This is a genomic window from Fundicoccus culcitae (assembly GCF_024661895.1).
Lineage (GTDB): Bacteria > Bacillota > Bacilli > Lactobacillales > Aerococcaceae > Fundicoccus_A > Fundicoccus_A culcitae.
In genome coordinates this window covers 1,835,460-1,859,002 of the sequence record NZ_CP102453.1, presented here as the reverse complement: position 1 = coordinate 1,859,002, position 23,543 = coordinate 1,835,460, and the positions used below count along the sequence as shown (strand labels likewise).

General features: G+C 36.5%; 19 protein-coding genes. All 19 read left to right on the top strand.

Annotated features, from left to right (window positions below; translation table 11 throughout):
• Positions 1–80: 80 nt before the first annotated feature.
• The 19 genes from NRE15_RS08400 to NRE15_RS08310 all read left to right on the top strand — a co-directional run bounded on the left by NRE15_RS08400 (position 81) and on the right by NRE15_RS08310 (position 23,534).
• A complete protein-coding gene (locus NRE15_RS08400) occupies positions 81–971 on the top strand; it encodes a DegV family protein (protein ID WP_313792446.1) in 891 nt (296 codons plus the stop codon).
• Positions 972–1,148: 177 nt separating this feature from the next.
• Positions 1,149–2,228, top strand: coding sequence for an LLM class flavin-dependent oxidoreductase (locus NRE15_RS08395; protein ID WP_313792445.1), 1,080 nt, complete (start codon positions 1,149–1,151; stop codon positions 2,226–2,228).
• Between the two features lie 183 nt (positions 2,229–2,411).
• A complete protein-coding gene (locus tag NRE15_RS08390; protein WP_313792444.1) occupies positions 2,412–3,830 on the top strand; it encodes a DEAD/DEAH box helicase in 1,419 nt (472 codons plus the stop codon).
• A 163-nt stretch (positions 3,831–3,993) separates the two neighbouring features.
• Positions 3,994–4,560 (top strand): ComF family protein, encoded by a 567-nt coding sequence (locus tag NRE15_RS08385; RefSeq protein ID WP_313792443.1) that lies wholly within the window; start codon positions 3,994–3,996, stop codon positions 4,558–4,560.
• Between the two features lie 261 nt (positions 4,561–4,821).
• The gene (gene hpf / locus NRE15_RS08380; protein ID WP_313792442.1) at positions 4,822–5,403 is read left to right on the top strand and encodes a ribosome hibernation-promoting factor, HPF/YfiA family; all 582 of its coding nucleotides are present in this window, start codon (positions 4,822–4,824) and stop codon (positions 5,401–5,403) included.
• A gap of 244 nt (positions 5,404–5,647) precedes the next feature.
• Positions 5,648–8,071, top strand: a complete 2,424-nt coding sequence (gene secA, locus NRE15_RS08375) for a preprotein translocase subunit SecA (protein ID WP_313792441.1) — start codon at positions 5,648–5,650, stop codon at positions 8,069–8,071.
• A 97-nt stretch (positions 8,072–8,168) separates the two neighbouring features.
• Positions 8,169–9,282, top strand: a protein-coding gene (gene prfB / locus NRE15_RS08370; protein ID WP_313792440.1) for a peptide chain release factor 2 whose coding sequence is annotated in 2 segments (ribosomal slippage) — positions 8,169–8,231 and positions 8,233–9,282 — 1,113 coding nt in all. Because the reading frame shifts where the segments join, the coding sequence is not laid out codon by codon here.
• Between the two features lie 96 nt (positions 9,283–9,378).
• Positions 9,379–10,065, top strand: coding sequence for a cell division ATP-binding protein FtsE (ftsE, locus tag NRE15_RS08365; protein WP_313792439.1), 687 nt, complete (start codon positions 9,379–9,381; stop codon positions 10,063–10,065).
• Positions 10,052–10,942, top strand: a complete 891-nt coding sequence (ftsX, locus tag NRE15_RS08360; RefSeq protein ID WP_313792438.1) for a permease-like cell division protein FtsX — start codon at positions 10,052–10,054, stop codon at positions 10,940–10,942. The genes ftsE and ftsX overlap by 14 nt, the downstream gene beginning before the upstream one ends.
• A 112-nt stretch (positions 10,943–11,054) precedes the next feature.
• Positions 11,055–11,852: a response regulator transcription factor gene (locus NRE15_RS08355; protein WP_313792437.1), complete on the top strand. Its 798-nt coding sequence runs from the start codon at positions 11,055–11,057 to the stop codon at positions 11,850–11,852.
• Complete coding sequence (gene pnpS, locus NRE15_RS08350; RefSeq protein ID WP_313792436.1) at positions 11,839–13,557, top strand: two-component system histidine kinase PnpS; 1,719 nt, start codon at positions 11,839–11,841, stop codon at positions 13,555–13,557. The genes NRE15_RS08355 and pnpS overlap by 14 nt, the downstream gene beginning before the upstream one ends.
• A 235-nt stretch (positions 13,558–13,792) precedes the next feature.
• The gene (gene pstC, locus NRE15_RS08345) at positions 13,793–14,656 is read left to right on the top strand and encodes a phosphate ABC transporter permease subunit PstC (protein ID WP_313792435.1); all 864 of its coding nucleotides are present in this window, start codon (positions 13,793–13,795) and stop codon (positions 14,654–14,656) included.
• A complete protein-coding gene (gene pstA / locus NRE15_RS08340; protein ID WP_313792434.1) occupies positions 14,656–15,474 on the top strand; it encodes a phosphate ABC transporter permease PstA in 819 nt (272 codons plus the stop codon). The genes pstC and pstA overlap by 1 nt, the downstream gene beginning before the upstream one ends.
• A gap of 17 nt (positions 15,475–15,491) precedes the next feature.
• Entirely contained in the window at positions 15,492–16,235 is a 744-nt protein-coding gene (gene pstB, locus NRE15_RS08335) for a phosphate ABC transporter ATP-binding protein PstB (RefSeq protein WP_313794974.1), read from the top strand.
• A gap of 34 nt (positions 16,236–16,269) precedes the next feature.
• Positions 16,270–16,926, top strand: coding sequence for a phosphate signaling complex protein PhoU (phoU, locus tag NRE15_RS08330; protein ID WP_313792433.1), 657 nt, complete (start codon positions 16,270–16,272; stop codon positions 16,924–16,926).
• 385 nt (positions 16,927–17,311) lie between these two features.
• Positions 17,312–18,253, top strand: a complete 942-nt coding sequence (locus NRE15_RS08325; protein ID WP_313792432.1) for a substrate-binding domain-containing protein — start codon at positions 17,312–17,314, stop codon at positions 18,251–18,253.
• A 150-nt stretch (positions 18,254–18,403) separates the two neighbouring features.
• A complete protein-coding gene (gene uvrA, locus NRE15_RS08320; RefSeq protein ID WP_313792431.1) occupies positions 18,404–21,226 on the top strand; it encodes an excinuclease ABC subunit UvrA in 2,823 nt (940 codons plus the stop codon).
• Positions 21,227–21,478: 252 nt separating this feature from the next.
• Positions 21,479–23,308 carry a DUF4097 family beta strand repeat-containing protein gene (locus tag NRE15_RS08315; protein ID WP_313792430.1) on the top strand — a complete coding sequence of 610 codons (1,830 nt, stop codon included), beginning with the start codon at positions 21,479–21,481 and terminating at the stop codon, positions 23,306–23,308.
• Positions 23,309–23,345: 37 nt separating this feature from the next.
• Entirely contained in the window at positions 23,346–23,534 is a 189-nt protein-coding gene (locus tag NRE15_RS08310) for a PspC domain-containing protein (protein ID WP_313792429.1), read from the top strand.
• Positions 23,535–23,543 lie beyond the last annotated feature (9 nt).

The window sequence follows — 23,543 nt, the reverse complement described above, 5'->3', positions numbered from 1 at the left end:
CTTTAGTAAATTGTTAAGACTTTCACGCATAAATTTGTTATAATTCATTATTATAGACTAGAATGAGAGGAGTGTGAATGATGAAGGTAGCAATTATCGTTGATAGCACATCTTATTTATCACCTACCCTAGCTACGAAGCCAAATATTTTTCAAGTGAATTTATCCGTCAATTTTGCCGATGGGACAACTTACCAAGACGCAAGCAATCCCGAAATTATTAGTGAATTTTATAAGCGGTTAAAAAGCGAGAAACAATTGCCAACAACGTCCCAACCACAAGTTGGCGAATATTATCAAATTATGGAAAACCTGGTCGCTCAACATTATGAGGCGGTAATCAGTATCCATTTAGCATCAGCCATTAGTGGAACATTTCAACAAGCGCAAATGGTATTAAAAGAATTTGAAGATAGAATCCAAACGTATTGCATTGATTCAAAAGGTTCAAGTGTTGTTTTAGAAAGCCTTGTCAGTCAAACGCACGATCTATTAAGTAAAGGATATAGCCCTGAGGTGATTGTTGAAGGATTACTATTAGCCGTTGAAGAGGCACAGATTTATTTAATGGTAGAAGACTTAAATAATCTTTCAAAAGGCGGACGGCTCAGTAGCACAAGTGCTTTCTTTGGTAATGTTTTGCAGATAAAGCCATTATTATATTTTGACCAAGAAGGTAAAATTGTGTTGTTTGAGAAAATCCGTAGTACGAAAAAAGTTTATCAGCGTTGGGAAGCGTTAATTATGGCATATAATGAAGCACATCCAAAAGGTTTTGTTTTAGCCTTTGCCCACGCTCAAGCGGAAGAACAGGTCATGCAAGTATTGAATAAAACAAAAAGTAAGTTAGGTCCTGAAGTCAGTTTTCTAGTAGGCTCAATTGGACCCGTGATTGGAACACATATCGGTGCTGGCGCAAGAGGAATGGCTTTAATACCTCGTTTAGAGACCTTAATCACTCCCGAAAATTAAGTAGAAATTTTCGTTGATGAGGAGTATTTAATCGGATTTACTTTTTCCTTGTCCTGTCTAATTGATCGTTAGGATAGGGCAAGGAAAATTGCTGAAAAAATGTATCTTTCACATTAAATTAGGTATACTATAGCTAACGAATAATTATTAGATGAGATTGATAAAGGAGGAAAAAGTATGGTAAGACCGAACCCCCATGTACTGCCTCAAATAGACAAGCAAAAAGGCCTTGAAATTGGTTTATATACCTTGGGTGATCATATCGCCCATCCGCTATCAGGAGAACGTATTTCTGCTAAACAACGGATAAAAGACCTGATTGAAATGGCTCAACTGGCTGAACAAGCAGGCTTGGATTTGTTTCAAGTAGGTGAATCACATCAAGAAAACTTTATTTCACAGGCACATTTAATTATTTTATCTGCCATAGCCCAAGCGACCAGTAAAATTAAAATTGCATCAGGGGCAACGATCATTAGTACTAGTGACCCAGTGCGTGTTTTCGAAGATGCGGCGACAATTGATTTAATTTCTGATGGTCGTATGGAACTTATCGCGGGACGTGCTTCACGAATCGGCCTGTATGAATTGCTTGGCTATGATTTACAAGATTATGAAACGCTGTTTGAAGAGCGTTTTCAGTTACTTTTAGAAATTAATGAAAACGCTGTTGTAAACTGGGAAGGCGAATTTCGGGCACCGCTCAACGATGCTGAAATTATTCCTCGCCCAGATAACCCTTCTCAAGGCTTGCCCATTTGGCGTGCCGTTGGCGGCTCCCATAGTTCAGCCTATAAAGCAGGCACTTTAGGGGTACCAATGTATCAAGCGCATTTAGGTGGGGCAGCTGATTCGTTCAAGCAGACCATTGATATTTATCGCGATGCTGCCGAAAACGAAGGGTTTGATTCAAGTATACTACCGGTAGCTACGGCAGGCTTTTTATATGTGCGTGAAGATAGCAAACAAGCGTATCAAGAATATTACCCACATATTAATGAAGGTATGAAATTGACTAATGGCAGCGGCTTCCCTAAAGGCTTATTTGCCCAAGGACAAGATGCCCGTAGTATTATTAATGTCGGTGATCCAGATTTAGTGATTGAAAAACTGTTGTACCAACATGAATTATTTGGTATGGATCGCTATGTCGGCCAAATTGATTTCGGTGGTGTTTCAATGGATAATATAAAACGTACCATTGATTTGTTGGGAACAAAAGTTGTTCCAGCTGTCAAAAAATACACTTCTAAATGATGTTTTTTAAGAAGATACTTAAATATAAAAATCCGTCCTTTGTACAACAAACGACGGATTTTTTTGTTGGTTGATTTTAAGAAGCTAGCAAAAATTAAAAAAACAGAAATATTTATTTTAAAAAGTGGAATTGAGCTTTTTTAGTGTATTTATTAATAGAACTAAAAAAGGCGGTTGATTTTTATGGATGAAATTAGAAAAGACGTAGGAAGTATCTTGCAAGAGTTAGAGGGGCGGTTGGTGACGGAACAAAATATTAAGTATTTGATCCATGCAAAAAAATCCGAGGCGAATTTAACTGAGCTTTTAAAATATGGTCTAGCTTATGAAGCTGTCCAAATTAAAGATCAGTTACCCTATTGTGTACGGTGTAATAATCATCAGTTCGAACGCTTTGCCCTATTACCTGCTTATCAAGCTATACCCAGCAAATATTATTGTTTAGAGTGCATTCAAATGGGACGCATGACACAAGGTATGTGGCTGTATCATTTTCCAAGTAATGCAAGAGAACGGGTTGCCTCAAATCAAGCTTATTTAAGTTGGCCAGGGACCTTATCGAAGGAACAAGCACGGGCAGCGCAAGCTTTAATTGATAGTTTAAATAATAAGTCCAAACCGATTTTAGTGCATGCCGTAACGGGCGCAGGTAAAACCGAAATGATTTTTCCTGTAATTAACGAAGTGTTAATGCAAGGCGGTCGTGTTGGCGTAGCAAGTCCGCGGATTGATGTATGCATTGAATTGTACCCACGTTTTCAAGAAGCGTTTCAAACAATTGACGTGGTAGTTTTATATGGCGGGATGGAGGAAGGATATCGTTATACACCTTTAGTGATTGCGACGACGCATCAATTATTGCGCTTTAAAGAAGCTTTTGATTTGTTGATTGTTGATGAAGTAGATGCTTATCCTTATGCTGGCAGTGATATGCTCCATTATGCGGTGGAACAGGCTGTAAAAAAAGAGGGTAAAAGAATTTATTTAACGGCCACACCCGATGAAGCCTTGGAAATTTTAATCGAGGATGCGGCCTTAGAGGTGACGACTTTACCGGCGCGTTATCATGGCTATCCCTTACCTGAACCCATTTTTAAATGGATTGGTCATTGGAAACAAACTATCGAAAACCAAAATAAATATTCCTACTTATGGCGACTGTTAACCTCTTTTCTGATAATTGATGGAATAAAATTAGTCTTTATGCCAAATATTAAATTAGCGGAACGCTTATATGCTTGGTTAACCAATGATTTTTCGACTATTCGTTTAGCGTGTGTGCATGCTTTGGATCCTCAACGTAAAGAAAAAATTGCGGCCTTACGTTCTGGCGAATATGAAGGTCTAATTGTCACAACGATCCTAGAACGCGGGGTAACGTTTAGCAATTGCCATGTCTGTATCATTGGGAGCGAAAGCCCCATGTATTCAAGAGCTGCTTTAGTTCAGATGAGTGGACGTGTCGGACGTCGTGCCGATTATCCAACAGGACAATTAATTTTTGGACACTTTGGAATTAATCAAAAGATGTTACAGGCTAGACAGCAAATTCGTCAGATGAATCAGTTAGCAAACGAACAAGGCTTGATTACGTATGAGTGATTCATTATGTTATTCGTGTCAACGTCAGATGCAACATGATTTAACTTGGAAACAATTGATTGGCTTGTCTCCCTTGTCCTTTCCGCTATTTTGTTCAAAATGTCTGAATCAATTTCAAAGATTAACGCGGTCGGATTCAGCTTGCCAAGGGTGCGGTCGTTCAATGGATGATAAAACTAATAAATATACCTATTGTTATGACTGTTTTCGTTGGCTTCAAACCTATCCCGAAGCCATTTTAGCCCATCAAGCTATCTTTCAGTATGATGAGGTATTTAGTGAATGGTTAAGTCGCTTGAAATATCATGGGGATGTACGTTTAGCTAAAATAATGGTTGATACGCTGAGCGAAATTTATTTGCAGTATGAAGATTATGCATGGATAATCTTGCCGAGTTCACCAGAGAGTATTCATGAAAGAGGTTTTCATAGTACAGCGATCTTATTGATGGAGGCTGGGATAGCTTTTAGTGAACCGTTTGATTATATTGGAGATGGTCGTAAACAAGCGAAAAAAGCCCGTGACGAGAGGATACAGCTAGGTCAATCATTTCAGATTAAATCTGATTTTGTTTTTAATCAAAGTAAATACCTTATTTTTGATGATGTGTATACAACGGGCGCTACCCTGTTACAAGCTAAAAATTTATTAAGACTTGCTTTAATTGCGGGTGAAAGTGACGCCTTAGTAGAATCGCTCACCTTAGCGCATCATCAAATGTTAGATTAAATTTTTGATAGAAAAAAATCAAGTTTTGATTAATTGAGTGTTTACGTTTTCAGTTATCAAAATTTGTGCTATAATTAATAAAAGCAAAGGAAAGTGCTTTTTGAATCCTGGTAGTACCTTATTAGAATAGGTGTACTCGTTGATTGATAATGTGCGAGCGATAGAATTAATTATAATGTCCTTTGAATTAACATTATTAGATAGATGGTACCTCTACTCAATATGGCACTACCAAAAATATATTGGAAATGAGGGATTTATATGTTTACTTATAACGTTCGTGGGGAAAATATTGAGGTAACCAAAGCGATTCGGGATTATGCAGAGAAAAAGGTGGCCAAACTTGAGCGCTTTTTCGAAGATGTACCTGATGCAACGGCTTACGTCAATTTAAAGGTTTACCCAGATAAAACAGCCAAAGCTGAAGTGACTATCCCACTGTCTTTCTTGGTCTTGCGTGCGGAAGAAACAACCCCAGACTTATATGCAAGTATTGATTTTGTAGTGGATAAACTTGAGCGTCAAGTTAGAAAATATAAAACAAAAATTAATCGTAAATCGCGTGAAAAGGGTTATTCAGGTATTTCAAATGGTGCCAACTTAGAAGCAGCTGAAGCGGCTAACCAAGCACCAACCACAACAGCTACTACTGAACCTGAATTAGAGATCGTGCGTTCAAAACGAATCAACCTCAAACCAATGGATAGTGAAGAAGCAGTGTTACAAATGAACATGTTAGGGCATGACTTTTTTATTTATACGGACGCTGAAACGATGGATATCAGTATTGTCTATCGTCGTAAAGATGGTCGCTATGGTTTGATTGAAACAACTTCCAATTAATTTTACTTTTCAGCTAAAGGCAGGGAAACCTGCCTTTTTTTGCATGCCCAAGCCAATAAAAGTTTTATGCCCTAAGAAAAAGGACAACGAATAATTTGATCGAATGCAATTTGATGAAATATATAAGTATAAAAACATTCAAATTAGTATAAATAAATGATACAATGTAAAATGAGGTTTATTTACTTGAATGAACAACGAATAATCAACAGGTGCTGACGCACTAAAAAGGAGTAATTGATAGATGGCTAACATCCTTCGTAATTTAATCGAAAATGATAAAGCTGAGTTAAAACGGACAGGGAAAATAGCAGATGAAGTGATGGCTATGGAACCAACATTCAAAGATATGACAGATGAACAGCTAAGAGCTATGACAACTGAATTAAAAAACAAACTTGCAAAGGGTCAAACACTGGATGATATTCTTGTTGAAGCTTTTGCGGTAGTGCGTGAAGCAGCCCGCCGTGTTACAGGGTTATTTCCATATAAAGTTCAAATCCAAGGTGGGGTTGTCATTCACGATGGTAATATTGCAGAGATGAAAACAGGTGAAGGGAAAACCTTAACTGAAACCATGCCGGTATATTTAAATGCCCTTGCCGGTAAAGGGGTCCATGTGGTAACTGTTAACGATTACCTAGCAACACGTGACTCAAAAGAAATGGGTGAAATTTATCGTTTCTTAGGTTTAACCGTAGGCTTGAATCTTAATTCAATGACCCCAGCGCAAAAACGCGAGGCTTATAATTGTGACATTACATACAGCACGAATAATGAATTAGGCTTTGACTATTTAAGAGATAACATGGTGGTATACCAACATCAAATGGTGCAACGTCCTTTGAATTTTGCGGTTGTCGATGAGGTGGATTCCATCTTAGTCGATGAAGCAAGAACGCCTTTGATTATTTCAGGTCAAGCTGGAAAATCCACTGCCTTGTATACGCGTGCGGATTATTTTGCTAAAGGCTTAAAAGAAGAAGAAGATTACACCATTGATTTATCTTCGAAAACAATTGCTTTAACCGATACAGGTGTTGATAAAGCTGAACGTGTCTTTCGCTTAGAAAACTTGTATGAACCTGAACATACGGCCTTGGTTCACCATATTGATCAAGCCTTACGGGCGAATTATATTATGATTCATGATATTGATTATGTAGTGGATGAAGGTCAAGTGAAAATCGTGGATGGCTTTACAGGTCGTATTATGGAAGGTCGTCGCTATTCTGATGGTCTACACCAAGCGATTGAAGCAAAAGAAGGCGTAAAGATTGAAAATGAATCTAAAACAATGGCAACCATTACCTTCCAAAATTATTTCCGTATGTATAAAAAATTAGCTGGGATGACGGGTACAGCAAAAACGGAAGAGGAAGAATTCCGTGAAATTTATAACATGAACGTTATTCAGATTCCAACTAACCGTCCTGTTATTCGAGAAGACGCAGCCGATTTGTTGTATCCAAACTTGAAATCTAAGTTTAAGGCGGTTGTAGAAGATATTAAACGTCGTCATGAACAAGGACAACCCTTATTGGTGGGGACGGTGGCAGTTGAAACCTCTGAATATCTATCACGTTTGTTAACTAAAGAAGGTATTCCACACGAAGTCTTAAATGCTAAAAACCACTTTAAAGAAGCTGAGATTATTATGCAAGCTGGTCAACGGGGTGCCGTAACGATTGCCACTAACATGGCTGGTCGTGGGACGGATATTAAATTAGGTAGTGGTGTTGTAGAACGTGGTGGACTATGTGTGATTGGGACGGAGCGTCATGAATCACGTCGGATTGATAATCAATTACGTGGACGGGCTGGACGTCAAGGTGACCCAGGTGCATCTCAATTTTATCTATCATTAGAAGATGATTTAATGCGCCGTTTTGGTTCAGATAGAATTCAAGCAGTATGGCAAAAGTTGAATGAAGATGACTCTGAAGATGATTTAGCTATTCAAAGTAAAATGTTATCACGTCAAGTAGAATCAGCGCAAAAACGGGTTGAAGGTAATAACTATGACACCCGTAAAAACGTCTTAGAGTATGATGAAGTTATGCGTGAACAACGTGAAGTAATTTATGGCCAACGACTTGAAGTGATTACTAGTAAAGAATCATTAACACCTTATGTTAAAGCGATGATTAAACGAACTATTTCGCGTCAAGTAGCTTATGCGACTGAAGGTGAAAAGAAAAACTGGCAATTAGAAAGCCTCCTCGATTATGCTAAAGCTAATTTGGTTTCACCTGATTCGATTACTTTAGCGGATTTAGAAAACAAAAATGCCGACGAATTAACGGATTATTTGTATAGTATTACTGAAGCAGCTTATGATGAAAAAATTGGACAGTTAAACGGACCTGAACAAGTCATGGAGTTTGAAAAAGTAATTATTCTTAAAGTGGTGGACAGTAAATGGACAGACCATATCGATATGATGGATAATTTACGCCAAGGTGTTGGTTTAAGAGCCTATGCTCAAACAAACCCATTGACTGAATATCAAACAGAAGGTTATGATCGTTTCCAAGAAATGATTGCGGCGATTGAACAAGATGTCACACGTTTTGTCATGAAAGCACAAATTCGTCAAAATGTAGAACGTGAACAAGTTAATCAATCGAACCCAAGACCAGCAAAACGTCCAGTACCAACGGCTTAAGAAACTGTAATAGAACTGTTCCAATCATTTGATTTGTGAACAGTTTTTTTACCGTTAATCTAAGGGCTTTAAAAGATAAAATAAGGAGATATTTATTATGGAATTTTATGAAATGAAACAGTTTATTGAAGAAGCAAGTGAGCAAGTTGACAGTTATCGGAGGGCTCTTTGACTTAGATGCGATAGAAGCGGATATTGCAAATTATGAATATCAGATGGCTCAAAGCGGATTTTGGGACGATAATGAAGCGGCTCAAAAAGTGATGAAAGATTTGAATCAAGCCAAAGCTACCTACCAAGAATTTGAAACAATGACGGAAAGAGTCGATGAAATTAACTTGGGCATAGAATTATATAATGAGTCTAAAGATGAGGATATATTAAGTGAACTCGAAGAAAACATTCAACGCTTGAGCGATCAATTATCGAATTATGAGACCAAACTTTTGTTGTCAGGGCCACACGATGCCAATGATGCCATTTTAGAAATTCATCCGGGTGCTGGTGGAACAGAATCGCAAGATTGGGGTAGTATGTTGTTGCGTATGTACCAAAGATGGGCTGAACAGCAAGGTTTTACAGTCGAAATAATTGACTATAATGAAGGTGAAGAAGCGGGCATTAAAAGTGCGACCTTATCCATTAGTGGTCAATACGCTTATGGTTATTTAAAATCAGAAAAAGGCATTCATCGCTTAGTAAGAATTTCGCCCTTTGATTCAAATAGTAGACGTCATACGTCTTTTGCGTCTGTAGAAGTTACACCCGTTCTAGATGATACCGTTGAGGTTGATGTAAATCCAGATGATTTACGGATTGATACTTTTCGAGCGAGTGGTGCAGGGGGACAACATATTAATAAAACGTCTTCCGCTGTAAGGATTACCCATATTCCAACAGGAATCGTGACCCAAAGTCAGTCGCAACGATCGCAGTTACAAAATAGAGAACAAGCAATGAAAATGTTAAAAGCTAAACTGTATCAATTAGAGGAAGAGAAAAAAGCGACTGAATTAGCCGAAGTAAAAGGGGATCAAAAGGAGATTGCTTGGGGTTCACAGATTAGGTCATATGTTTTCCACCCGTATTCTATGGTAAAAGATCATCGAACACAGTATGAAGTGGGTCAAGTACAGGCTGTGATGGATGGAGATTTGAATGGTTTTATTGATGCTTATTTAAAATGGTCTATTCAATCAAACGATGAATAATCGTAATTAGAATGTCATCTCTTTAGAATAGCGTCTGGCGTAAAAATAACGTATGATTAGATATAATTATACATGAATATAGGAGAAAGCATTAACATGATTCAATTTACAAATGTAGTCAAACAGTATTCTAATGGAATCAAAGCCGTAGATAATGTTAGTTTACGTATTGAACAAGGTGAGTTTGTTTATTTAGTAGGGCCAAGTGGTTCGGGGAAATCGACTTTAATGAAGTTGATTTATCGTGAAGAAAAAGCCAATTCTGGAAAAATAACGGTTGGAAAGTATATTTTGCAAGATATGAAAGAAAAAGATGTTCCTTATCTTAGACGTTATGTCGGAGTTGTGTTCCAAGACTTCAAACTATTACCCAAATTAAATGTTTATGAAAATGTTGCCTATGCTTTAGAGGTAACGGGTAAGAGTAAAAAAGATATTAAAAAACGTGTCAATGATGTTCTAGCCCTAGTTGATTTAAGACATAAAATCCATCAATATCCCTCTGAGTTATCCGGTGGTGAAATGCAACGGGTAGCGATTGCACGTGCTATGGCTAATCGACCAAGCATACTCATTGCCGATGAACCGACGGGGAATTTAGACCCGGAAACGGCTAATGATATTTTTCGTGTTTTAGAAGATATTAATTTGACGGGTACCACGATTATTATGGGGACACATAATGATACCTTAGTGAATCGATATAAACATCGTGTCGTTCGTATAAACGATGGCAAAATTATCCGTGATGACTATAAGGGGGCGTACAATGAGCGCGATTAGAAGTTTTTTCCGTCATATTCGTGATGGTTTTCGAAACCTCTTTAGAAATGGATGGATGACAACCACCTCCATAATAACGATGACGCTAACCTTGATTATGGTAGGTGGATTGGCTGTTTTATTAATCAATATGAACCAATTAGCTACAAATATAGAACAAGGTTTGCAGATTCGTGTACATATTGATTTATTAGCGGAAAGTGATGATGAAGATATTTTACGAAAAAATATCGAAGCTATACCCGAAGTAACAAGTGTCACTTATCGTACAAAAGATGAAGAATTAGCCAGTCTGATAGAAAACTATGGTAGCGAATTTGAGTTGTTTGAAGGGGATGCCAATCCTTTATATAATATTTTTGTCGTTAATATTGAAGACCCTGATCAATTAGCTAGTGTGGCACAAGCCATCAACCAGTTTGATTCAGTTGATAATGTTGAATATGGTGGCTTTAACACGGAAAATATTGTTAATATCCTTGAAACGAGTCGTTATATTTTAGCCATAGTAGCAGCTGTTTTGATTGTTATAGCGGTATTATTAGTATCGAATACGATTAAGGCCACTATTTCAGCAAGGCAAACTGAAATTGAAATTATGCGATTAGTAGGTGCTAAAAATAGTTTTATTCGCGCACCTTTTGCGATTGAAGGAGCATTAATCGGATTATTTGGAGCCCTATTTGCTTCTTTATTCTTATATGGACTGTACACTTTTATCCTGCGCGCACCAGGCGAATTATTAGGCATTGTTAATCTAAACCTAGTCCCTGTGTGGCCAATGATGGCTTACGTAAGTGTTGGACTGCTTGTGATTGGCATCCTTTTAGGTGTGATTGGTGCACGTCGTTCAATGAAACAATTTTTAAAAATTTAACTAACTATCACAGAGAAGGTTTTGCATGGAGTGGCTGCACCACTATATCTTTTCATATGAAAATGATAAGATATAGTGAGACTTTGGTTTGAAGAAGAGTGGAGGCTAATATATGAAACGTATTTTAGTAGTTGATGATGAACCTTCAATTTTAACATTATTAGAGTATAACTTAGATCAAGCAGGTTATTCGGTTGAAACAGCAACAGATGGTAAGCAAGCCTATAAAATGATTAAAGATAATCCGTATGATTTTATCATTTTAGATATAATGTTACCAAAAATGGATGGTATGGATGTTTGTCGGCGTGTGAGGCAAGATAATATCACAACGCCTATATTAATGTTAACGGCTAAAGATGACGAGTATGATAAGATTATTGGCCTTGAATTAGGTGCAGATGATTATCTTACAAAACCTTTTAGTCCAAGGGAAGTCGTAGCACGGATTAAAGCGATATTTAGACGGATGGAAACGAGTGACACTGAAAATGTTATTGGCCTATCTGAATCGGAATCAGAGGAAGAAACGACTACCGACTTATTAGAAGCGAATACCAAATTAGAAGCGATTGATCAAGAAGATAACCAAGTCATGAAACTTGGTGCATTGGAAATATATGTCGATCGTTACGAGGTTCTAGTTGATGGGGTTCCGATAGAGATTACACCCAAAGAGTATGAATTATTAGTTTATATGGCGCTGCGGAAAGGTCGCATTTTAAGTCGTGAGCAACTATTAAATAATATTTGGAATTTCGATTATGCCGGTGAAACCCGTATTGTTGATGTACATATTAGCCATTTAAGAGAAAAAATTGAAAAAAACACTAAAAATCCACAGTATATTCGAACGGTCAGAGGTTTTGGCTATAAATTTGAGGTGCCAGAGGAATATGAAAAAAATTAAACAACGCATGTTTGAGAATCAATCGTTTGTATTAAGTGTGTTATTTATTTTTGTTTTATTATTTTCTAGTTTGTACTATTTTAGTGTACGTTATTTGATACAAAATCAAGCTGAAGCAGAAGCTGTGAAGGTTATTAATTATTCGCAAGCCGCTTTGACTGAAGAAGATATTACCCATTTTTGGGCTTCTTCGGTTGAAGGGGCTTCTTATGATGTTTCGACAGTATCAACCAGCCGTCTACCTGATTTAGAGTGGAGTACTTTTTCCATTGGAAGTCTAAATCCAAGTGTTTTTGAACCCATTTTGGAGCAAAAATCAAATAACGATCCTTTTAGTTGGGTAAAGGAAGGTTATCTTTGGGTTGCTGCACCGATTGAAGGAGAACAATGGTTATTGCTACGCTATCCGAGCGATTATTTTAAAAGTTATTGGCAAATGTTTTGGATAGGTATGGCTTTATTTGTTGTTAGTTTAGTCTGTTTGGTCTTTGCTTTTTACAAACAGTTTTATCAAATGACTGATCGGGCTATCGCAAATATAAGTGATGGATTAAACAGGATTAAGCAAAATGATTATACGTTTACCTATGAAGAAGATAATTATTCGACGATAGATAATTTAGGTATGCAAGTAGAAACCTTATCGAAGCATTTAGAAAAAGAACATAATTTTTTAAGTGCTAGTGAACAAAAATTATCATTAATGCTAGATCATATTAATTTAGGGGTCTTAGTAATTGATGAATTAGGTAAAATAGAATTATTTAATCCTGCAGCAGCATCTTTATTGAAAATAGACGATAGTGCGTTAGGTCGTTCCTATGAAACATACATTAAAAGTTACTTGTTGGCGAATATGATCCGTCATGTGATGCAAGATAGAGAATCTTTGCGAGATGAAATTGAAATGTTTGTGCCTAATTCGAAGTATATCGATGTAAACATCGTTCCTTTTTCGGTAGGAAGTGGCGTAAATGATGATTCAATTTTGGTTTTGCTTTATGATATTTCGGAAATACGGCGTTTAGAGACCGTTAGAACAGAATTTGTGGCGAATGCATCGCATGAATTAAGGACACCAGTAACGGCTATCAAGGGATTTGCTGAAACGCTATTAGCTGGTGCCATTGATACCCCAAAAGTAGCACGCCAATTTGTTGAAATTATTGCCAATGAAAGTAATCGTTTGGAAATAATTATCCATGATATTTTAGAGTTATCTAGAGTAGAAAAACAAACCATACCTGTGACCGTTAATGAATTTAATATAGTGGATGCAGCCGAAGCCAGTGTTGAATTCTTCTTAGCTAAAGCAAAAGCCAAAAAAATCGGCTTAACAATTGATGCGGATGAAGCAGTGATGTATAAAGCTGATCAGCATCGTATTGAACAGATTTTCACAAATTTAATTGATAATGCCATTAATTATTCTGAAGAAAATAGTGATATTATTATAAAAATCCGTCGTAAACGTAAAGGGGTTCAATTTTCTGTGACGGATAATGGCATTGGAATTCCAGAAAATGATCAGGAACGCATCTTTGAACGGTTTTATCGTGTGGATAAAGGGCGTAGCCGAAATTCAGGTGGTACAGGATTGGGCTTGTCGATTGTAAGGAATTTAGTCAAGGTATTGAATGGAAAAATAGAGGTTGAAAGCCAAGTCGGAGTTGGTTCAACTTTTAAAGTATTTTTACCTTATTAAACGTCAAATTTACATAAACTTTACACTAAATTTACATTCCGCCTTAATTTAACCGTATTTTAACAAAGGGAAGGATTTCAATCCAGAAAGCGCGTGCAAATAGCATTTATAAATAAATGTATTTCTTAAATCTTTACATAAAACGTGGTATAAAATTTACAAAGTATAGGTAGAATGAAATTGACTCAATGTTAACTGAAAGATGACTATAATTAATTTAGTTAGGAGAAGTATTATGCAACGGAATTCGACAGAAACAATTATGAAGTATGTCTTTATGTTTTGCGCTATGATATCGATCATTGCTATTATTTTGATATTCTACTTCATTTTTGAAGGGGGCGTCCCTTTTATCATTGAAGAAGGATTAGGCAATTTCCTTTTAGGTCAAGTTTGGCGTCCACGTGCTACCAATGCTCAATTTGGTATTTTCCCAATGATTGTTGGATCAGTCATTGTTACTTTTGGAGCCATCTTAATTGGTGTACCCATTGGTATTTTAACAGCGGTTTTTATGGCATATTTTTGTCCGAAACCCCTTTATCGTTGGCTGAAGCCGGCCATCAATTTAATGGCGGCTATCCCTTCTATCGTTTACGGTTTCTTCGCTTTACAAATATTTGTTCCTTTCTTTAGAAATATAATGGGTGGTTCAGGGATGAATATGGTAACAGCTTCCTTATTATTGGGAATTATGATTCTTCCGACAATTATCGGTATGTCAGAAGCTTCTATACGTGCGGTGCCGGCTTCTTATTACCAAGCTAGTATGGGATTAGGTGCGACTCATGAACGATCTGTCATGAACGTTGTTGTTCCAGCAGCGAAATCCGGCATTTTATCTTCAGTTATTTTAGGAATTGGACGCGCAATTGGTGAAACAATGGCCGTTATTCTAGTTACAGGAAATCAACCAGCGCTACCAACGGGACTCAACAGTGGCGTGCGTACTTTAACAACGAATATCGTATTAGAAATGGCCTATGCTTCTGGTCGACACCGTGAATCATTAATCGCAACAGCAGTCGTTCTTTTTGTTTTCATTCTTATTATCAATACCATCTTCATGGTGATTAAGTCGAAAGGTAAGGATAGCTAATGAAAAACTTTTCTTTAACCCGTTTCATCGTTTGGGCCGCTGCCTTCTTTACAATAGGTATGTTAGCTTTCATTATTGGGTTTATCCTTTGGAATGGTGTGCCTTATTTAACGCCTGAGATTTTTTCATGGCATTATACAACGGATAATGTATCGATGACACCGTCTATTATTTCTACCTTGATCATTGTTGGTATTTCACTTTTAATTGCTGGTCCAATTGGTATTTTCACGGCTTTCTATTTAGTGGAATATACTGACCAATCCAGTTGGTTTCTTTCGCTTATTCGACTTGCAACGGACACTTTAGCTGCCGTTCCTTCGATTGTTTATGGTTTGTTTGGAATGTTGTTTTTCGTAATTCGTTTAGGCTGGGGTTATTCACACTTAGCGGGTATTTTAACGATTACCATTATGATCTTACCGATTATTATTTCTTCAACTGAAGAAGCGCTACATAGCGTAGATAATTCATTGAGAATGGGGAGTCTAGCTTTAGGGGCAGGTAAATTAAGAACTATTTTCACAGTCGTCCTACCTGTTGCGATGCCTGGGATTTTATCAGGAATTATTTTAGCTATCGGAAGAATTGTCGGCGAATCAGCGGCTCTACTATATACTCTTGGTTCATCCAGCAATATGATTACGAGTCTTATGTCTTCAGGTCGAACATTAGCGGTACACATGTATGTCTTGTCCAATGAAGGGTTTCATGTTAATGAGGCTTATGCAACGGCAACGGTGTTAATTATCTTAGTATTATTAATTAATGCACTATCAACCTATATAAGTAATAAACTCGGTTCGGGAGGAAAATAAACATGTCTAAGATTAAAATGCAAATTAAGGATTTAGATTTTTATTATGGGGATTTTCAGGCATTAAAAAATATTAATATGGATATTGAAGAAAATATCGTAACAGCATTTATCGGACCTTCAGGTTGTGGAAAATCAACCTTCATTAAAACTTTAAATAGAATGCAAGATTTAGTTCCTGGAACCAAAGTTGATGGGACAATTACTTTAGATTCGGATGATATTTATAGCAAAGATTATGATGTTAATATTTTAAGAAAAAGAGTTGGAATGGTGTTTCAACATCCTAATCCATTTCCTAAGAGCATTTATGATAATATTGCATATGGTCCAAGGACGCATGGTATCAAAGATTCTCATGAACTAGATCACATTGTTGAAGAAAGTTTACGCGGGGCAGCTATTTGGGATGAAGTTAAGGATAAACTGCAAAGAAAGGCGACTGATATTTCTGGTGGTCAACAACAACGTATTTGTATTGCACGTGCGATAGCGAACAATCCAGAAGTATTATTAATGGATGAGCCAACATCTGCATTGGACCCTATTTCAACCAATAAAATCGAAGATTTAATCCAAGAATTAAAACAAAAGTATACCGTTGTGATTGTTACGCATAACATGCAACAAGCAGCACGTATTTCAGACAAAACCGCTTTCTTTTTAACGGGTGAAGTGATAGAATTTGATGATACGGAAAAGATTTTTAGTAATCCAAACGATCAAAGAACAAATGATTATATTTCAGGTAGATTTGGTTAACATTCATCTTGTAAATACAGGGAGGTAAAAAATTGTGAGAACACAATATACTCAAGAACTCGAATCATTACATACAAAATTAGCTGAATTAGGCAATGCCGCAAATGAATCAGTCCATAAAGCAATTAAAGCTTACACGGAATTTGATAAGGAATTAGCACATGAATTATTTAGTGATGATTTGCGTATCAATGCGTCAACTGTTGATATTGAACGCGATGCCTATCGATTAATTGTCTTACAACAACCGGTATCTGAAGATTTACGTTTAATTTTTGCGATTATTCATGCAAGTCTTGATATTGAACGTATAGCAGATCATGCGGTATCCATTGCGCGAGCCGTTATTAGAAGAGAAACTGAAGCAGTAGACGTTGAAGTGCTATCTAATAAAATTAAACGGATGGGTGAAATCATCCAACCAATGCTTACTGATACAATTGCTGCCTTTGCTGAAAAAGATGCCGAAGCAGCCCGTGAGATTGCTGAGCGTGATGAACTGGTTGATGAATTATTAAGAGATGTATTTATTGAATCACAACAACGTATGGTTAATAATTCAGAAGTTGTTGAACAAGGGGTTAGCTATATCAATGTTGCCCAAAGTTTAGAACGTATTGGTGATTATGTGACGAATATATGTGAGCGAATTGTTTATATTGTCACGGGTGACATAGTCGAATTAAATTAAATTATTTAAAGGTTAGAAAAAATACATCCATTGTAAAGGTGTGTTTTTTCTAACTTTTTTATTAATTCTTATGATTCGATGACAACCTTAAAGTAGATACTTTCAAATAGCAAAATACTTGAATCTTTAAGTGTTATAGACAAAGGAAATGAGTATTATTTTTAACATTTCTGACTGATTTATAATGAGGGAAAGTTATGTTGAAAGCAATAAATTCTTAAAACTTAACAAATTTACACAACCTTTACAATACCTTTACAGTAAATTCACAATAGGATGGTATAATTTAAGCATACGGTGAGTAAGATTCCTTACTTTTCCCGTATTGCAATCTGTCGTGTATTTTGTTTAGACTATAGTTTAAATTTAAAGGAGAGATTTTTAAGTGAAGAAATCATTCAAAGTTTTACCTATGTTAGCTGTTGCTGGTTTAGCTCTTTCATCTGTTTCTGTATTAGCTCAAGAAGGTCCAATTACTGTTGTATCTCGTGAAGATGGTTCAGGTACTCGTGGAGCTTTCGTTGAAATCGTTGGTGTAGTTGATGAAAATGACGACGATATGACTAGCGTAAGTGCAGTTATCCAAAACTCTACAAATGGTGTTATGCAAACAGTAGCAGGTGACCCTGCAGCCATTGGATACATTTCTTTAGGATCTTTAGATGATTCAGTTAAACCATTATTAGTTGATGGTGCTGAAGCTACTCCTGAAGCAATCCTTGCTGGTGAATATCCAATTTCACGTCCATTTAACGTAGCTTGGACTGAAGAAAGCTTTGATGAAGTTACTCAAGACTTCTTATCTTTCATCCACTCTGCTGAAGGACAAGCAATTGTAGAAGGAGAAGGATACATCCAAGTAACACCTGCTGGTGATGCAATTGATGGAGAAGCAACTGAAGAAGAAGCAACTGAAGAAGAAGCAACTGAAGAAGAAGCAACTGAAGAAGCTGCAACTGAATTACCTTCATACGAAGCTGCTGGTTTAGAAGGAACAATTGAAGTTGTTGGATCTACATCAGTAACGCCTGTTATGGAAGTTTTAGCTGAAGAATATCAAGCATTAAATCCTAATGTAACAGTTAACGTTACTTCTAACGGATCAACTGCTGGTATGGAAGCTGCTATGAACGGTACGGCAAACTTAGGTATGGCTTCACGTGAATTATCAGATGAGGAAAAAGAAGTATTACAATTTGATGCAATCGCTCTTGATGGTATTGCTGTCATTGTACACAATGACAATCCTTTAGAAGAAATTTCTTTAGACAACGTTCGTGCTATCTTCTTAGGTGAATTAACTGACTGGTCAGAATTAGCTCAATAATTCTTTCTTTTAAGTAGAATAAGTAATCTTTAAAACAACCTGGTTTATGCTAGGTTGTTTTTTTGTGCGAACAAACATTCGTACTTTTTGATAAATATATGGTACAATATTTCAGTGTAAAACTATTTTAGAAGAGAGGCATCCTTATAGATGGCAAAAGATAAAATCGTTATAAAAGGTGCGAGATCGCATAATTTGAAAAATATAAATTTAGAAATACCACGCGATCAACTGGTGGTTATGACAGGACTATCAGGATCAGGGAAAAGCTCCCTAGCCTTTGATACCTTATACGCTGAAGGTCAACGACGCTATGTAGAAAGTTTATCAGCCTATGCAAGACAATTTTTAGGTCAAATGGATAAGCCTGATGTCGATTCGATTGAAGGATTGAGCCCAGCGATCTCAATTGATCAAAAAACCACGAGTCATAATCCGCGTTCAACCGTTGGAACAGCAACTGAAATAAATGACTTTTTAAGATTACTTTACGCTAGAGTTGGTGTCCCTTACTGTCCTACGCATAATATCCCTATTGAACGGTCTTCTGCAGAACAAATGGTCAATCGTATTCTTGAATTGCCGGCTAAAACGCGGATTCAAATATTAAGCCCATATGTGAGAGATAAAAAAGGACAACATAAAACGGGTTTTGAAAAAATTGCCAAAGCTGGCTATATTCGCGTGAGAGTTGACGGCGACATCTATGATATTACTGAAGTTCCCGAATTAGAAAAAAACAAAAAACATACTATAGAAGTCGTTGTCGATCGGATTGTTATTAAAGACGATATACGTTCCCGCTTATTTGATTCAGTTGAACAAGCTTTACGTTTTTCAGATGGATATATTGTGGTCGATGTTAATAATGGCGAAGATGTTATGTATTTTAATGAACACTATGCTTGTCCATTTTGCGATTTTACAGTTGATGAATTACAACCTCGCTTGTTCTCGTTTAATGCACCATTTGGTGCCTGCAAAGAATGTGATGGATTAGGTGTGCGTTTAACGGTAGATGAAGAATTAGTTCTACCGGATAAATCGAAAACTTTGGCTGAAGGTGCGTTTGTGCCTTGGAATCCAATCAGTTCAAATTACTATCCTTCGATGCTAGAACAGTTTTGCCAAGCGTATAACATCCCCATGGATGTGCCTTATGAAGACTTAAAAGATGAACAAAAACAAGTCTTAAAATATGGATCACCCGATGCAAAATTTAAATTTACTTATCAACCCATGTCAGGCGGAACAAAAACGATTGACCACGTCTTTGAAGGAATCATGAATAATGTTGAAAGACGGTACAATGAAACGAGTTCAGATTATACACGTGAAGTGATGCGTCAATTTATGCAAGAGCTTCCTTGTCCAACCTGTAAAGGTCAGCGTTTAAACCCTGAAGCTCTATCTGTTAAAGTTGGCGAAAAAAATATCGCTGAAGCGACTGATTTGTCTATTCATGACGCACTTGATTACTTTAAAGCGCTTGACTTTAGTACAGAAAATGAAATGATTGCAAAACCAATATTAAAAGAGGTAACTGACCGTTTAACCTTTTTAAATAATGTTGGCTTGGATTATTTAACCTTAAGTCGTGTTTCGGGTACTTTATCTGGAGGCGAGTCACAACGTATTCGGTTAGCAACTCAAATTGGGTCAAATTTAAGTGGTGTTTTATATATTTTAGATGAACCGTCAATCGGACTACATCAACGTGATAATGCTCGCTTAATAGAATCCTTAAAACAAATGCGTGAACTTGGAAATACCTTAATCGTCGTTGAACACGATGATGAGACCATGTTAGCGGCTGATTATCTGATTGATATTGGGCCTGGTGCAGGTGAAAATGGTGGTGAAGTTGTTGCTGTCGGTACGCCACAAGAAGTAATGGCGAATCCTAATTCTATTACAGGTAGATATTTAAGTGGTAAAGAGTCTATTCCCATTCCTAAAACAAGAAGAGATACGGACCGTGGCTGGGTAGAGGTTATTGGTGCAGAAGAAAATAATTTAAAAAATATTGATGTGAAATTTCCAATCGGACGCCTGACATGTGTGACAGGGGTATCAGGTTCAGGGAAAAGTAGTTTAGTTAATTCTATTTTAAAAGTAGCTTTGCAAAAACGTTTAACGAGTACCCAAGAACGACCAGGAAAATTTAAAGACATTAAAGGTTATGAATCGCTTGAAAAAACGATTGATATTGACCAAAGTCCGATCGGTCGAACACCCAGATCAAATCCAGCAACCTATACAAGTGTGTTTGATGATATTCGTGGATTATTCGCTCAAACCAATGAAGCCAAAGTTCGTGGTTATACGAAAGGGCGTTTTAGCTTTAATGTTAAAGGTGGCCGTTGTGAGGCGTGTGCTGGTGGTGGAATTAAGAAAATAGAAATGCATTTCTTATCCGATGTGTATGTCCCATGCGAAGTTTGCCATGGTAAACGTTACAATTCAGAAACGCTTGAAATTAAATATAAAGGGAAAAATATAGCAGAGATATTAGATATGACGATTGAAGAATCAGTGGAATTTTTTGAAGCGATTCCCAAAATCAGTCGTAAGCTAAAAACTTTATTGGATGTTGGTTTAGGTTATGTCCGTTTAGGACAATCGGCCACAACTTTATCTGGTGGAGAAGCTCAACGGATGAAATTAGCTGCTGAATTACAACGTGTATCTTCAGGTGATACTTTTTATATCTTGGATGAGCCAACAACGGGATTGCATCCACATGATATTCGAAAACTATTATTAGTCATTGACCGCTTAGTTGAAGCAGGAAATACGGTTGTTATTATTGAACATAATTTAGATGTTATCAAAACAGCGGATTATATCATTGATTTAGGTCCTGAAGGTGGGATTAATGGTGGCGAAATTGTTGCTACAGGAACACCTGAAGAAGTTGCAAAAGTAAAAGGAAGTTACACTGGGCAATACCTGGCCCGTATTTTAAAGTAATGTTCACATCCGAATGTTCAATGATAGAATCCTAAAAAATATTCTAGCCGCACTAATTAATAGGGTTTTTAGGAGTTTTTACATCATTGAACATTTGGTTTTTTTCACGTTAATCCATTGTTTTATACTTGACCCTACCACTACTTAAGACTTAAGTGAAAATCGGCCTCTAGCCCTATGCATTTTTGCACGTTACTTGGCATAATAGGTATTGTAGAAATAAGTGGTTACCTATATGAGGAGGGATTCTTTATGAATCAAAAAGAAAGAATTATTGAATTGGTTCGCCAAGGTGTTATTACAACGGAAGAGGCACTTACATTACTTGAGGCAAAAAATCAATCACACAGTTCTAAACAGGCGACTCAAAACATATCTGAAAAAACAACAGAAAACACTTCGATACCAACTGATGAAAAAAATGAAGAGACTGCTCATGCAAATGTAGAAGAAGATACAATTGAGACCCCAACAGGTGAGTCTCAAGCAGAACAAGAAACGATTGAAGACAATGATCTGGCTAAACAAATTAGACAAATTGCTGATGGTGCTTTAGAATTTGGAAAAGGAACTTATGACTCCATTACAAAATATATTAAAGAATTAAATCAAGCAGAAACGTCTGATAACCAAGCAGATAAAGAGGATAAAGATTTCTATGATGAAACGTTTGATTTTAGTGAAGAATATCGCCAAGATCAAGCAGATTTAGAAGAAGAATTGTCAAAACATCAACAAGCAAGTCATAGCGTTGATGACGAAACGAAAAGAAAAGCAGAAAGACAAGCAACTGAGGAACAATTAGCTCAGTTAACTGAAAAAATAAACCAATTGTCAGCTCAAATCGACCAAGTTGAAGCAACGATAAATAAAAAGCAAGAAGCCTTAACCGTAGCGAAACAACGTTATAGAGAAATTGAGATATTCTCTGAATTAGATGAGATTACAGAAGAAATGTTAGCGCAAAAAGCACATTTAAGTGTACGTGTTGAAGAACTAGAAAAAGAAATTGTCGATCTTGAACACACACTAGATGAAACTAAAAAAGAATTAGAAGCTATGCAGTCTAAACAATCAGCCTATAAACATCAAGATTTTAAACGCATGGTTGATCAAGCAACGGACCAAGCCAATAAAATTGGTACAGACGCTATCAAAGAAGGCAAAAAGATTAGTGAGTCAATCACTTCAAAAGTTAGAGATTTAATGCAAAATTTTAATACCAAAGAATTTAACGTTTCGGTGAATGTACCCTGGGTCAAAACTGAAACCATCAAACATCAATTTATGTATGATGCAGCTGAGATAACCGTTATTGATTTTGTTTTAAATAATGGTTCACTTAAGTTTAAAACGCATGATCAGGCTACTATCTTAGTTGATAGCGAAATTCGTTTCCACGGAAAGCATGATGCTTATACGGTTGAAACTTTTGAACAGTTAAATACGATTTCATTTGATAATAATCAATTGATTTTCCATGTGAATTCACCAAGAGTATCGATGGATGCAACGGTTTATTTACCAAAACGTATCTATGATTATGTTAAAATAGACTTATTAAATGGTGATGCAACGCTTAAAGAAATTGAAATCAATGATTTATTGATTAACAATAAAAATGGTGACATTCGTCTAAAAGAAGTTAAAGCGGTATTAGCCGAATTAGATTCTGTCAATGGGGACATAACGATTAAAAATTCAGAGATTAAAGATATCACGGTGAAAAATATTAATGGTGATTTTAGAATCAGTGGAATGGTTGGGAATATCATTTCTAATACTGTCAATGGTGATTACTATATTACAAAAACAGATACTAATAATTCAACCTTTAAATTGAAAAGTGTTTCTGGAGATATCAAGATTTCATTACCCCTTTCAATGAATTTAGAAATTAAAAATGAGATTACCTTTGGTGAAATCAAAAATCGCTTGTCTAATGTAGAGACAGTTTCAGAATCTAAAGATCATAAAAAAGGTGAATTTAGCCGACTAACACATACAGAGGCTGGTAGAGTTACGGTAGATACACAGGTAACAACTGGGGATATTTACTTAAAAGATAGTGATATAAAATAATTAAAGGTACAATAGGAGAAAGGCAAGGAGAGTATAGATGAAACGATTAAGATTATCTCAAAATAACAAGGTTATTTTAGGTGTGTGTGGCGGTTTGGGCGAATATTTTAATGTGGATCCAGTGATTGTGCGCGTTATCTTTGTTCTACTAGCCTTTATGGCTGGACTGGGGCCAATTGCCTACTTGATTATTGCGGTTGTAATGAGTAGTAACGAGAATAGATAAGGAGGAATA

Bases quoted from the DNA above. Each gene is read 5' to 3' on its own strand.
- NRE15_RS08395 (WP_313792445.1), top strand. From the start codon at position 1,149: ATGGTAAGACCGAACCCCCATGTACTGCCTCAAATAGACAAGCAAAAA.
- NRE15_RS08400 (WP_313792446.1), top strand. From the start codon at position 81: ATGAAGGTAGCAATTATCGTTGATAGCACATCTTATTTATCACCTACC.
- hpf (WP_313792442.1), top strand. From the start codon at position 4,822: ATGTTTACTTATAACGTTCGTGGGGAAAATATTGAGGTAACCAAAGCG.
- pstA (WP_313792434.1), top strand. From the start codon at position 14,656: ATGAAAAACTTTTCTTTAACCCGTTTCATCGTTTGGGCCGCTGCCTTC.
- NRE15_RS08390 (WP_313792444.1), top strand. From the start codon at position 2,412: ATGGATGAAATTAGAAAAGACGTAGGAAGTATCTTGCAAGAGTTAGAG.
- NRE15_RS08310 (WP_313792429.1), top strand. From the start codon at position 23,346: ATGAAACGATTAAGATTATCTCAAAATAACAAGGTTATTTTAGGTGTG.
- ftsX (WP_313792438.1), top strand. From the start codon at position 10,052: ATGAGCGCGATTAGAAGTTTTTTCCGTCATATTCGTGATGGTTTTCGA.
- uvrA (WP_313792431.1), top strand. From the start codon at position 18,404: ATGGCAAAAGATAAAATCGTTATAAAAGGTGCGAGATCGCATAATTTG.
- pnpS (WP_313792436.1), top strand. From the start codon at position 11,839: ATGAAAAAAATTAAACAACGCATGTTTGAGAATCAATCGTTTGTATTA.
- NRE15_RS08315 (WP_313792430.1), top strand. From the start codon at position 21,479: ATGAATCAAAAAGAAAGAATTATTGAATTGGTTCGCCAAGGTGTTATT.
- NRE15_RS08385 (WP_313792443.1), top strand. From the start codon at position 3,994: ATGGATGATAAAACTAATAAATATACCTATTGTTATGACTGTTTTCGT.
- pstC (WP_313792435.1), top strand. From the start codon at position 13,793: ATGCAACGGAATTCGACAGAAACAATTATGAAGTATGTCTTTATGTTT.
- ftsE (WP_313792439.1), top strand. From the start codon at position 9,379: ATGATTCAATTTACAAATGTAGTCAAACAGTATTCTAATGGAATCAAA.
- secA (WP_313792441.1), top strand. From the start codon at position 5,648: ATGGCTAACATCCTTCGTAATTTAATCGAAAATGATAAAGCTGAGTTA.
- NRE15_RS08355 (WP_313792437.1), top strand. From the start codon at position 11,055: ATGAAACGTATTTTAGTAGTTGATGATGAACCTTCAATTTTAACATTA.
- pstB (WP_313794974.1), top strand. From the start codon at position 15,492: ATGCAAATTAAGGATTTAGATTTTTATTATGGGGATTTTCAGGCATTA.